Source organism: Streptomyces sp. NRRL F-4489 (genome assembly GCF_001509485.1).
Lineage (GTDB): Bacteria > Actinomycetota > Actinomycetes > Streptomycetales > Streptomycetaceae > Streptomyces.
The window spans coordinates 1-12,526 of the sequence record NZ_LLZI01000042.1 but is presented as its reverse complement, the minus strand read 5'-3'; the positions used below and the strand labels follow the sequence as shown (position 1 = coordinate 12,526).

Below are 12,526 nucleotides of genomic sequence, written 5' to 3'. Positions count from 1 at the left end.
AGGGGGGACCCTGTGGGAGAGTAGGACGCCGCCGAACAATTTTTAGAAAAAGCCTCGTTCCCCGAGATTCGTCTCGGGGAACGAGGCTTTTTTGCGTTGGGTTCCGGCCGGTTTGGGGAGGGGCGGGACTGTGCCGGCGTACGTGACGCAGGGGCTTGTGGGATGCGGGATGCGGGGTGCCTCAGGGGGAGACTCCGCTCCGTACAAGCTGGGGCAGGTGGCCGGGCAGGCCGTTGTGGCCGTACTGCGGCAGAGGAGATACGCCCGTGGTGGGGGTGGGTGGAGGTGGGTACGCGGTCCCAGCAGAGGCGCGGTGCAGGGCTCCTGAGGCCCCATGCAAGACCCAGCGGCCCCCGGCCCTCCTGGCGGGTGCCAAGGGGAGGCAGGGGCCGTGCGCTGTAGCCGTATCGTGCAGCCGCGTCAGAGGCGGCCGGCGGACTTCAGGGAGAGGTAGGCGTCGGCGAGGTCAGGGGCGAGGTGGGCCGGGGTGGAGTCGATGACCGTGATGCCGTGGCGGCGGAGGCGGTCGGCGGTGTGGCGGCGGGCGGCGCGGGTCTGCTCGGCGGCTGCCGCCGCGTACACGGCCTGGGGGGTGTGGCGGCCGGCGGCCATCTCTTCGATCCGCGGGTCGGCGACGGCCGCGACGATCACTTCGTTGCGCTGGGTGAGGGAGGGGAGGACGGGCAGCAGGGCCTCCTCCACCGGGGCCGTGTCGAGGCCGGTGAACAGGACGATGAGGGAGCGGCGGGGGGCGTGGCGGTGGATGGTGGCCGCCAGGCCGCGGGCGTCCGCCTCGACGAGTTCCGGTTCGAGGGGGGCGAGGGCGTCGGTGAGGGCCGGCAGGAGATCGCGGGCGGTGCGGCCCTGTACGGAGGCGCGGACCCGGCGGTCGTAGGCGAGCAGGTCGACGTGGTCGCCGGCGCGGGAGGCGAGGGCAGCCAGGAGCAGTGCGGCGTCCATGGCGGCGTCGAGGCGGGGGATGTCGCCGACGCGGCCGGCCGAGGTGCGGCCCGATTCCAGGACGAGGAGGATGCGGCGGTCGCGTTCCGGGCGCCAGGTGCGGACGGCGACGGACTGGCGGCGGGCGGTGGCGCGCCAGTCGATGGAACGGGTGTCGTCGCCGGGGGTGTAGTCGCGGAGGCTGTCGAATTCGGTGCCTTCGCCGCGGGTCAGGATGCTGGTGCGGCCGTCGAGTTCGCGGAGCCGGGCGAGTTTGGCGGGGAGGTGCTTGCGGCTGGTGAAGGGCGGCAGGACGCGCAGGGTCCAGGGGATGTGGTGGTTTCCCTGGCGGGCGGCCAGGCCGAGGGGGCCGTAGGAGCGGACGGTGACGCGGACGGCGTGGTGGTCGCCACGGCGGGTGGGGCGCAGCGTCGTCGTCAGGCGGCGGCGTTCTCCGGCGGGAACGCGGACGGTGTGGCGGGACGCGGCGATGTCGTCGCCGGGGCGGAAGGAGCTTGGGGGCCAGGCGTCGCGGATCTGTGCGCGCAGAGGGCGGCGGTCGGGGTTGGTGACCGTGAGGTGGATGTGGGCTTCGCCCGTTAGTCGAACGCTTGTGTCACCGGTTCGGGTGAAATGGAGCGTTCGCACTGGCGCGGCGAGCGCGAGATCGCACAAGATTGCTATCAGCAAGGCGAGTTGGACGATGAGGATCCCGAGCCAGCTGGGCAGCGCGAAGCCCACGACCAGGGCTCCGAGCGCGGAGATGAGGGCGGTGCGTCCGGTCAGGGCCACGGTCTCGCCTCAGCGGGGGACGGGGAGATGAGCGAGCACGGCGTTGATGACGGAGTCAGCGGTGACTCCTTCCATCTCGGCCTCCGGCCGGAGGTGTACGCGGTGCCTGAGGGTGGGGAGCGCGAGGGCCTTGACGTCGTCGGGCGTGACGTAGTCGCGGCCGGTGAGCCAGGCCCAGGCACGTGAGGTGGAGAGCAGGGCGGTGGCTCCTCGCGGGGAGACGCCGAGGGAGAGTGAGGGGGATTCGCGGGTGGCACGGCAGATATCGACGATGTAGCCGGTGACGTCGGGGGAGACGGCGGTCTTGGCGACCGCGGCCCGGGCCGCTTCGAGGTCGGCGGCGGAGGCGACGGGGCGGAGCCCCGCGGCGTTGAGGTCCCGGGGGCTGAAGCCGGCCGCGTGGCGGGTGAGGATGTCGATCTCGTCCTGGCGGGCGGGCAGCGACACCGTCAGCTTCAGCAGGAAGCGGTCGAGCTGGGCTTCGGGGAGAGGGTAGGTGCCCTCGTACTCCATGGGGTTCTGCGTGGCGGCCACGAGGAACGGCTCGGGGAGCGGTCGGGGTGTGCCGTCGACGGTGACCTGGCGCTCTTCCATCGCTTCGAGCAGGGACGCCTGGGTCTTGGGCGGCGTGCGGTTGATCTCGTCGGCGAGCAGGAGGTTGGTGTAGACCGGGCCGGGCTGGAAGGAGAACTCGGCGTTGCGGGTGTCGTAGACCAGTGAGCCGGTGACGTCACTGGGCATCAGGTCGGGGGTGAACTGAACGCGCTTGGTGTCGAGTTCGAGGGCGGTCGACAGGGCGCGTACGAGGAGGGTCTTGGCGACGCCGGGGACGCCTTCGAGGAGCACATGTCCGCGGCAGAGCAGGGCGACGACCAGACCGGTGACGGCGGGGTCCTGGCCTACCACGGCCTTGGCTATCTCGGTGCGCAGGTCCTCCAGCGAGGCTCGGGCGCTCTCAGCGGTCGGGGTGCTCACGGGGTGCGTGCCTCTCTTGGGAAACGATCGAGGTTTCGAGTGCGTCGAGTTGGCCGGCCAGGGCCACCAGGGCCTTGTCGTCGGCCGGGGTGGGGCCGAAGAGGAGGGTGTGCAGGTCGGCCGGGGCGGTGGTGGCGGCCAGGTGGGTGGCGATGGCCGGAAGGAGGATGTCGGGGGTGTGGGCGTGCGCGGGGGAGACGCCGATGAGGGGGGCGAGCCGGGTGCGGGTCGCGGAGCGGAGAACGGCCGAGGCGCGGTCGCGGGCGTGGGCCTGCTCGTAGAGGCGGGCGTGGCCCTCGGTGGTCTCGGCGGCCGGGACGGCGACCGGGAGCCGTTCGGGTACGAGGGGGCCGAGCCGGCGGGCCCGCCAGACGGCCGCGCAGGCGGCGGCCAGGGTGAGTTGGAGCAGCGCCCAGTACCAGCCGGGCGGGATGAGGTCGAGGAAACCGCGCTGAGGGTCCTGGGCGGAGGCGGACGAGTCGCTGACGGAGGGGAGGTACCAGATCAGATGGCGGTGCGAGCCGAGGAGTTGGAGGGCCAGCGAGGCGTTGCCGCGCTCGGCGAGGTGCTGGTTGTAGAGGAGGTCGGCGGAGCCGAGGAGGACGGTGTCGCGGCCGCCGGGCGGAGCCGGGAGGCGCAGCAGGGTGGGTCCGCCGCCGGCGTCGTAGCAGCGGTCGGCCGAGGCGGCGGTGGCGGAGTAGCGGAAGCCGCCGAGGAGGACGTCGCCGGCGCGGCGGGCGGCGGGCAGCGCACAGCCCGGCTCGCGGGGCGCGTTGCCGACCTGCGGGTCGGCCTGGACGGTGGGGGCGGCGGCCTGGAGGGTCGCCGGGCCGGGGGCGAGCAGCACGGTGCGGCCCGGGGTGAGGGCGGTGGCCGTGCGCAGGGCGGTGAGCTGGCCGGCGGTGAGGACGTCGGGCGTGGTGACGAGAAGCGTGGTGTCCGGGCCGGCCGCGGCGGCGGCCTCCTCGGCGGTGGTCACGACGCGGGTGGTGACGCCCTGGGCGGCGAGGAGCTGGGCGAGTGCCCGGCTTCCGGTGCGGTCCGCGGACCGGGGGTCGAGGCGGCCGTGCTGCTGGCCGGACTGGAGCGCGGCGAGGGTCACGCCGGCGAGGACGAGGATCAGCAGTCCCAGCAGGACGCCCCGGGAGCGGGTCCACACGCGGCGCGCGGTCGGGCCGGGGGCGGTGGTGGCGGTGGTGGTGGCCGTGGTCATCCGCGGCTCCTGGTCGGGGCGGCGGTCAGGTCGGGCTTGGCGCGCTGGAGTTCGGTGTCGAGGTCGGTGAGCTGGGCGTATGCCCGTTCGGTGCCGGGGCGTCCGCCGTACGCGACCTCGTCGAAGGTGCGGGCCGCGCCCCGGAGCCGGGCGGCGTACGCGGGGAGAACCAGGCCGGCCTCGCCGGCGGCCTCGTCGGCGGTGCGGCCCGGGCCGGGGGTGAGCAGGGCGCGCTCCTCGAGGGCGAGGACGAGGGCGCGCATGCGGTCCTGGACCGCCTCGTTCCAGCGTCCCTCGGCCGCGTGCCGTTCGGCGGCGGTGCGGTGTTCGGCGGCGGTGCGGGGGGTGTCGGCGAAGAGGGAGCCGCGGGTGGCGGGGGTGCGGCGGACCGCGCCGAGCCGCAGCCGCAGGGCGATGACCAGCAGCAGGACGAACGCGACGAGCGCGAGGAGGCCGGCCCAGCCGCCCGGGGTCGCGCCGGCGGCTGTGTGGAACAGCTCGCCGACGCGGTCCCAGAGCCAGTTCAGGGCGCGCTGGATCGGGTTGGGGTCGTGCTGGTGGTATCGCGGGTCGGACAACTCGCGTTCCGCCGCCTCGCGGGCGGGGACGCGGGATATCCGTACCGGCAGGCCGTCGTCGGAGCGCACGGTGAGGCGCGCGAGCACGGTGGTCTTCCCCCCTGTGGTCACCGCATCAGCTTCCCGGCGCGGGGTCGGTGGGGCGCGGGCCGGGGATGCCGGTGGAGTCGTCCGCGGCCGTTCCGGGAGCGCCGGGCTCGGCGTCGGGAGTCGGCTGGGAGCCGTCCGGCGCGGGGTTCGCCGGCTTGCCGTCCGACGCCTTGGCCGCCTCCTCGGGCTCCTGCGACGACATCTCCGGCTGTTCGGGCTGAGTCTTGGTCAGCTGAACGGTCGTCGGCTGAGGGGCCGCTTCCTGAGGGGCTGTCGGCTCCGCCTGCCGGGGTGCGGGAGGGCCGGACGGGGCGTCAGTGGCCTGCGGGGCGGCGGGAGTTGCGAGGGCGGCGTCGGGGGCGGTGCGCGGGGCCGGGGTGCCGGTGGGGGCCTCGGTGCCGTAGGCGGGGAGGCCGGCGGCGCGGGCGAGTTCCAGGTCGAGGGCCTCGCGGCGAATCCGCTGGTCGACGTAGAGCAGCGCGGTGACCCCGGCGCTGATCGGGAAGGTGATCGCCGAGCTGATGACCGCGCCGATGCCCAGGATGATCAGGAACGGCCAGCCGCTGGCGTCGCTGGTGCCGTTCGCCCAGTCCATGAGGGACTCGCCGCCGACCAGGAAGGCGATGAAGGTGGCCGGGATCTGGACGATGAACTGCACGATGACGGTCAGCAGGTAGGCGAGGAGCTGGACGCCCAGCACCCGCCACCACGAGCCCCGGACGAGCTTGGCGGAGCGGCGCATGGACGCCAGGACGCCCTGCTTCTCCAGCATCAGCGCCGGGGAGGCGAGGCTGAAGCGGACCCCCAGCCAGATGCTCACGACCCCGCCGGCGAGCAGGCCGAGCAGGACGAGCAGCAGTCCGGCACCGGCCGGCCCGTTGGTGCTGACGACGACGCCCGGGGTCAGGGCGACCGCGAAGATCGCGAAGAATATCAGGGGCAGCAGCAGGAGCAGGCCCAGCAGCCGCGGGAGCCGGCCGCGGGCATCGCGCCAGGCGTCCCCGGCGGTCACCGGGCGGCCCAGTACGGACCGGCTGATGACCATGGTCAGCATGCCGGTGGCGACGATCGTGGCGAGCAGCCCGATGACGGTGGTGAGGACGGAGCCGGCGAGCGAGTCGCTCATATCGCTCAGGGCCCGGCGCAGCGGCGGACCGCCGGCGTCGTCCAGCGCCGGGGTGCGGGTGGGGCCGGGGAGCCAGAGCCCGGTGACGAGGGTGGCGGTGGCCTGCGAGACGAACGCGACGATCAGCGAGATGCCGAGCACGGTGCGCCAGTGCGCCCGCATGGTGGCGACCGCGCCGTCGAGGATCTCGCCGACGCCGAGCGGGCGCAGCGGGATGACACCCGGCTTGGCGGCGGGCGGTATCGCGGCCCAGCCACCGCCCCAGGCGCCCTGCGGGCCGCCGGGGCCGGGCGGCGGGGCCCAGCCGCCGTGGCCCGTTCCGGCGGAGGCGCGGGCGCGGTCCCCGGTGCCCGGGGCGGTGCCGCCGGGGCCGGCCTGGCCGGGGACGCCGGCCGGGGCGGTCCACTGGCCGGCGGGCGGCTGGTTGCTGGACCAGTTCGGCGGGGCGGGCTGCTCGCCGGCGCCCGGGCGGTCGTCCGCGGCGGATGGCTGGGCGGGCTGCTCCGGGGTGCCGCGGTCCGGCTCGTCGGAGGGGGCGGATCCGGGCGAGGCCCAGCCCGGAGAGTTGTTCATCGTCGCTCCTTCTTGCTGCCCGTCCGCCGGGGCGGCCGGGGTCCGGGGTCCGCGGTGCCTGTCATCGTGTCATGGCCGATGGCGCTGTGTACCCGTGCCCTGGGAGGAAGGGGACCTTCTGTTCGGAGGGTGGTGGGCGGCAGACTGAGGGAATGGCTGAGCACAGCGAGGTACCGGAGGCGGCCGAGGTGCCGCCCGCGACCCCGTCACTGCGGTGGGAGGAGCCGCCCGAGGGGCCCGTCGTGGTCCTTCTCGACCAGACCCGGCTGCCGGCCGAGGAAGCGGAACTGGTCTGCACGGACGTGCCGGCGCTGGTGTGGGCGATCCGGACGCTGGCGGTGCGCGGTGCGCCGCTGCTGGGGATCGCGGGCGCGTACGGCGTGGCGCTGGCCGCGGCGCGCGGTTTCGACGTCGAGTCCGCCGCCGAGGCGCTGGCGCACGCCCGGCCGACCGCGGTCAATCTGGGGTACGGCGTGCGGCGCGCGGCCGCGGCGTACCGCGCGGCGGTGGCCCGGGGCGACGGGCCCGGGGACGCGGCGGCGGCCGCGCTGGCCGAGGCGCGCGCCGTGCACGCCGAGGACGTCGAGGCCAGTGCCCGGATGGCGGAGCACGGCCGGGCGCTGCTGGAGGAGCTGGTGCCGGGCGGCGGATACCGCGTCCTCACGCACTGCAACACCGGTGCCCTGGTCTCCGGGGGCGAGGGGACCGCCCTGGCGGTGGCGCTGGCGGCGCACCGGTCCGGCCGGCTGCGGCGGCTGTGGGTGGACGAGACCCGTCCGCTGCTCCAGGGCGCGCGGCTGACCGCGTACGAGGCGGCGCGGGCCGGGATGGCGTACACGGTGCTGGCGGACGGTGCCGCGGGGTCGCTGTTCGCGGCCGGTGAGGTGGACGCGGTGCTGATCGGGGCCGACCGGATCGCCGCGGACGGCGCGGTGGCCAACAAGATCGGCAGCTATCCGCTGGCGGTGCTCGCCCGCCACCACGGCGTTCCGTTCGTGGTGGTGGCGCCGACCAGCACGGTGGATCCGGAGACCGAGAGGGGGAGCGATATCGAGGTGGAGCAGCGGCCCGGGCAGGAGGTGACGGAGTTCTCGCTGCCGCGTCCGGCGGGCGCCGGGGCGGAGGCCGGCGCCGGGATACCGGTGGCGCCGCCGGGCGCGCCGGCCTACAACCCGGCGTTCGACGTCACTCCGGCCGAGCTGGTGACGGCGATCGTCACCGAGGCCGGAGTGGTGTCGCCGGTGACCCGGGAGGGGCTGGCGGAGATGTGTTCCCCCTCACGATGGAGAACGTCACGATCAGGTAATGGGATGATGGCCGAATGAAGGGACGCGTCCTGGTCGTCGACGACGACACCGCACTGGCAGAGATGCTCGGCATTGTGCTGCGTGGCGAGGGCTTTGAACCGTCGTTCGTGTCGGACGGGGACAAGGCGCTCGCCGCGTTCCGCGAGACCAAGCCCGACCTCGTGCTGCTCGACCTGATGCTGCCCGGACGGGACGGCATCGAGGTCTGCCGGCTGATCCGTGCCGAGTCGGGTGTGCCGATCGTCATGCTGACCGCCAAGAGCGACACGGTCGACGTGGTCGTCGGGCTCGAATCGGGCGCGGACGACTATGTCGTCAAGCCGTTCAAGCCCAAGGAGCTGGTCGCCCGGATCCGGGCGCGGCTGCGCCGCTCGGAGGAGCCGGCGCCCGAGCAGCTGGCCATCGGTGACCTGGTCATCGACGTGGCCGGGCACTCCGTGAAGCGGGACGGGCAGTCGATCGCGCTGACCCCGCTGGAGTTCGACCTGCTGGTGGCGCTGGCGCGCAAGCCGTGGCAGGTGTTCACCCGCGAGGTGCTGCTGGAGCAGGTCTGGGGCTACCGGCACGCGGCCGACACCCGGCTGGTCAACGTCCATGTGCAGCGGCTGCGCTCCAAGGTCGAGCGGGATCCGGAGCGTCCGGAGATCGTGGTGACGGTGCGCGGGGTCGGCTACAAGGCCGGGCCCAGCTGAGATGACGCGGGACGGTTCGGCCCCGGGGGGACAGCGGGGGCGCACCGTCGACCCGGCGGGTGAAATGTCCTTTTCGGATCGGTTGGCGGCGCGTTTGCTGCGCGGCGGGCAGCTGCTGCCCGACGGCGCGGTGAGCGGGCCGGTCCACCCGCTGCTGCGGCTCTTCAGCCGCTGGGTGCGGCGGCCGCTGCTGCCCGCGCTGCGGCTGTGGCGGCGCAACATCCAGCTGCGGGTAGTCGCCACCACCCTGCTGATGTCGCTGGCCGTGGTGCTGCTGCTCGGCGTCGTGGTCGTCGGGCAGGTCCGCAACGGCCTGCTCACCGCCAAGGCCCAGGCCGCCCAGAGCCAGGCGGTCGGCGGTTTCGAGGTGGCCCGGAAGCTGGCGGACGGCGGTGACGACAACCGCCCCGACGACACCAACCGCACCGCCAGCCGCGGCAGCCAGGACTCCGCGACCTGGCTGACCAGCCTGGTCGAGCAGCTCGCCAGCGGCGGCCAGGGCGTCTTCTCCGTCGTCGCGCTCAGCTCCGACTCCGACGAGCCGTTCGGCGACTCCACCCCCGGCACCCGCGGACCCCGCGCCTCCGGGGACGTCGATCCCGAGCGGAGCGTCCCCGTCGAGCTCCGGCGGAAGCTGGACAGCAAGCCCGGCACCTTCCGCCAGTACACCCAGATCAAGCGCATCGGCTCCAACGACGGGGTGCCCGCGCTGATCATCGGCAAGCGCCTCAACGACATCAACGGCAACCAGTACCAGCTCTACTACCTCTTCCCGTTCAGTCAGGAAGCGGAGTCCCTCAAGCTGGTCACCGGGACACTGGCCACCGCCGGGGTGTTCGTGGTGATCCTGCTCGGCGCCATCGCCTGGCTGGTGGTCCGGCAGGTCGTCACGCCCGTACGGATGGCCGCCGGGATCTCCGAGCGGCTGGCCGCCGGCCTCCTCCAGGAGCGGATGAAGGTCACCGGCGAGGACGACATCGCCCGGCTCGGCGAGTCCTTCAACAAGATGGCGCAGAACCTCCAGCTGAAGATCCAGCAGCTGGAGGAGCTGTCCCGGATGCAGCGCCGCTTCGTCTCCGACGTCTCGCACGAGCTGCGCACGCCGCTCACCACCGTACGGATGGCCGCGGACGTCATCCACGAGGTGCGGGACGAGTTCGACCCGGCCACCGCGCGCTCCGCGGAGCTGCTGCGCGGCCAGCTCGACCGCTTCGAGTCGCTGCTCGCCGAGCTGCTGGAGATCAGCCGGTTCGACGCGGGCGCCGCGGCCCTGGAGGCCGAGCCGGTCGATCTGCGCGATGTGGTGCACCGCGTCATCGAGGGCGCCGAACCGCTCGCCGAGCGCAAGGGCAGCCGCATCGTGGTGCGCGGCGCCGACCACCCCGTCATGGCCGAGGCCGACCCCCGGCGGGTGGAGCGGATCCTGCGCAACCTCGTCGTCAACGCCGTCGAGCACGGCGAGGGCCGCGATGTCGTGGTCCGGCTGGCGTCCGCGGGCGGCCGCAGCGACGGCGCGGTGGCCGTCGCGGTCCGGGACTACGGCGTCGGCCTCAAGCCCGGCGAGGCCACCCGGGTCTTCAACCGCTTCTGGCGCGCGGACCCGGCCCGGGCCCGGACGACCGGCGGCACCGGCCTCGGCCTCTCCATCGCCATCGAGGACGCCCGGCTGCACGGCGGCTGGCTGCAGGCGTGGGGCGAGCCGGGCGGCGGGTCGCAGTTCCGGCTGACGCTGCCCCGGACGGCCGGCGAGCCGCTGCGCGGTTCCCCGATACCCCTGGAGCCCGAGGACTCCCGGCGCAATCGCGGCCGGGGCGGGGACGGGCGGCCGCGCACCGGTCCCGGGCGCGCGGCGCCGCCCGCCGTTCCGGCGCAGGTCCGCGGGGGTGAGGAGCAGGGGGCGGGGCGCTCTGCGGAGGCGTCGGCGGGCTCGTCCGGTGGGGCGGGTGCGGGGCCGCGGCAGGGTGGCGCGCGGGCGAGTGAGGGCGTAAGGGGCCGGGGCGGCACGGAAGGTGACGGAGCGTCAGTTCCCGTGGTGACGGGCGGCGCTGGCGGTGACGCGGTCGGCGGTACGGCAGTTGGTGGTGCGTCAGTCGTTGGTACGTCAGCTGCTGATGCGGCCGCCGGCCGGGCCGGGCGGGAGGCCGTAGGCGGTACGGAGCGCGACGCGGCAGAGGGCACCGAGCGGGAAGGCGGGCGGCGTGGGCACTGAGCACGAGGAGCGGCGCGCGGCGCGCGGCGTACGGGGCCCCGGGCGGACGGCGCGCGGTGGCGCGGCCGCGCGCCGGGGGCGTACGGCCGTCCTGCTGAGCTGCGCGGGCGTACTGCTCGCCGGCTGCGCGTCGATGCCGGACAGCGGCGATGTCACCGCCGTCGACCAACCGCCGCGCTCCGACGGCGACTCGCAGGTCCGGGTCTACGGCGTACCCCCGCAGGACGGCGCCCAGCCCACCAACATCGTGCGCAGCTTCCTCGACGCCACCACCAGCGACGAGGCGGACTTCCGCACCGCGCGGATGTATCTGGCCAAGTCGGCGAAGCAGACCTGGCGGCCGTTCCTCGTCACCAACGTCCTCCAGGAGCGGCCCAAGTCCGAACCGGAGGCGCACCCGAGCCGGGAGGACGCGAACGGCTACACCGTCACGCTCTCCGGCAGCCAGGTGGCCACGGTGGACGCCAACCACGCGTACACCCCGGAGGAGCAGCCGTACCGCGCGACCATCCACCTCATCAAGGAGGGGGACCAGTGGCGCATCGACCGGCTGCCGGACGGGCTGGTGCTGGGCCAGTCCGACTTCCAGCGGATCTACCGCTCCGTCAACAAGTACTACTTCGCGTCCTACAAGTCCGAGTCGGACGACCCCAAGGCCGGCAAGAACGTGCTCGTCGCCGACCCGGTCTACCTGCGGCAGCGAATAAAGCCGATCACGTCCAGCGTGGAGGCGCTGCTGACCGGGCCCACCGACTGGCTGAACCGCGTGACCAGTTCGGCGTTCCCGCCCGGGACCCGGCTCGCCGCCCACGACCTGGCGCTCGACGACTCCAACGCCCTCCAGGTCAAGCTCAGCAAGCAGGCGGTGAACACCGACACCGACCAGTGCAAGCGGATGGCCGCTCAGCTCTTCTTCACCGTCCAGGACATGACGCGCGCCTCGAAGATCAGCGAGGTGGAGCTCCAGGACCCCAAGGGCAACTCGCTGTGCACGCTGACGCAGGACCAGGCCGACCGGGACTTCTCCGCGCCGGGCCGCACCGGGCACTCCGGCCGGGAATACTTCATCGACGCCGAGAACCGCGTCGTCGCGATGTCGGACTCGGCGAGCCGGCCGGCGCCGGTGCGCGGGCCGTTCGGGACCGGCAAGACCCCGCTGCGGTCGGTGGCCATCTCGCACGGTGAGACGGCCGCGGCCGGGGTGTCGGCCGACGGCAAGTATCTGTACGTGGCCGGTCTGGAGGACGGCGCCGAGCGCGGCGGGCCGCTGCTGACCAGCGCCGGCGCGGCCAAGAACGCCGACGAGGGGCTGACCGCGCCGAGCTGGGACGGGCTGGGCGACCTGTGGATCGCCGACCGCGACGCGCACCGGTCGCGGCTGCTGCGGATGCGCGAGGGCAAGGGCGACCCCGAGGAGGTCTCGGTACCCGGCCTCGGCGACCGGCGGATCAAGGCGATCAAGGTGGCCGCGGACGGGGTCCGGATCGCGGTCCTGGTGGAGGACAAGGGCCGGACGACGCTCCAGCTCGGCCGGGTCGAACGGGACGGCACCTCGGTGCACCCGGTGCTGTCGGTGCAGGAGCTGCGGCCGATCGCGCCCCAGCTGGAGGACGTGGTGGCGGCGTCCTGGGCGGGCGGCAGCCGGCTGGTGGTCGTCGGCCGGGAGGCCGGCGGGGTGCAGCAGATGCAGTTCATGGAGACCGACGGCTCGGCGTCGGACGCGCAGACGCTGCCCGGCGTCAACGGCGTCAAGGCCGTGGCGGCCTCGGAGGACGAGACCCGCCCGCTGATCGCGGACGCGACGGAGGGCATCGTGCGGCTGCCTCCGGACGCGAACTGGAAGACCGTGGCGAAGGATGGGACGGCGCCGGTTTATCCGGGGTGAGGGGACGTCGGGCGTCGGCGGAGGGGGCTGGCGGGCGGTCGTTGCGGGCGGTGGCCGGCTTGTTGTGGTCGGCGGCTGTGAGGCGTGGTTGCCGGCGTGATCGTGGCTGTGGGTGTGGCTGGGGTCGCGGTCGTGGTGGTGGTCGGT

General features: G+C 74.2%; 9 protein-coding genes. 4 read left to right on the top strand and 5 right to left on the bottom strand.

All coding sequences use genetic code 11. The features are described 5' to 3' along the window. Positions 1-420 precede the first annotated feature (420 nt). The 5 genes from ADL22_RS05945 to ADL22_RS05925 are packed head-to-tail and all read right to left on the bottom strand — an operon-like array spanning position 421 to position 6,286. Entirely contained in the window at positions 421-1,731 is a 1,311-nt protein-coding gene (locus tag ADL22_RS05945; RefSeq protein WP_066974381.1) for a DUF58 domain-containing protein, read from the bottom strand. A gap of 9 nt (positions 1,732-1,740) precedes the next feature. Then, positions 1,741-2,706: an AAA family ATPase gene (locus tag ADL22_RS05940; RefSeq protein WP_066974379.1), complete on the bottom strand. Its 966-nt coding sequence runs from the start codon at positions 2,704-2,706 to the stop codon at positions 1,741-1,743. Further along, on the bottom strand, positions 2,687-3,919 hold the full coding sequence (locus tag ADL22_RS05935) for a DUF4350 domain-containing protein (RefSeq protein WP_066974377.1): 1,233 nt from the start codon (positions 3,917-3,919) through the stop codon (positions 2,687-2,689). Before ADL22_RS05935 ends, ADL22_RS05940 begins: the two co-directional genes overlap by 20 nt. Beyond that, entirely contained in the window at positions 3,916-4,608 is a 693-nt protein-coding gene (locus ADL22_RS05930) for a DUF4129 domain-containing protein (RefSeq protein WP_066974375.1), read from the bottom strand. Before ADL22_RS05930 ends, ADL22_RS05935 begins: the two co-directional genes overlap by 4 nt. A gap of 4 nt (positions 4,609-4,612) precedes the next feature. Next, positions 4,613-6,286 (bottom strand): DUF7544 domain-containing protein, encoded by a 1,674-nt coding sequence (locus ADL22_RS05925; RefSeq protein WP_066974373.1) that lies wholly within the window; start codon positions 6,284-6,286, stop codon positions 4,613-4,615. 152 nt (positions 6,287-6,438) lie between these two features. On the opposite strand from ADL22_RS05925, the gene mtnA reads away from it, so the two are divergent. Genes mtnA through ADL22_RS05905 form a run of 4 tightly spaced genes read left to right on the top strand, consistent with a single transcriptional unit; the run spans position 6,439 to position 12,379 of the window. Beyond that, positions 6,439-7,611: an S-methyl-5-thioribose-1-phosphate isomerase gene (gene mtnA / locus ADL22_RS05920; RefSeq protein ID WP_066974371.1), complete on the top strand. Its 1,173-nt coding sequence runs from the start codon at positions 6,439-6,441 to the stop codon at positions 7,609-7,611. Beyond that, entirely contained in the window at positions 7,608-8,285 is a 678-nt protein-coding gene (mtrA, locus tag ADL22_RS05915) for a two-component system response regulator MtrA (protein WP_018542117.1), read from the top strand. The genes mtnA and mtrA overlap by 4 nt, the downstream gene beginning before the upstream one ends. Before the next feature lies 1 nt (position 8,286). After that, positions 8,287-10,494, top strand: a complete 2,208-nt coding sequence (gene mtrB / locus ADL22_RS05910) for an MtrAB system histidine kinase MtrB (RefSeq protein ID WP_199836225.1) — start codon at positions 8,287-8,289, stop codon at positions 10,492-10,494. Next, on the top strand, positions 10,484-12,379 hold the full coding sequence (locus tag ADL22_RS05905; RefSeq protein ID WP_079063869.1) for an LpqB family beta-propeller domain-containing protein: 1,896 nt from the start codon (positions 10,484-10,486) through the stop codon (positions 12,377-12,379). Before mtrB ends, ADL22_RS05905 begins: the two co-directional genes overlap by 11 nt. Positions 12,380-12,526: the final 147 nt, after the last annotated feature.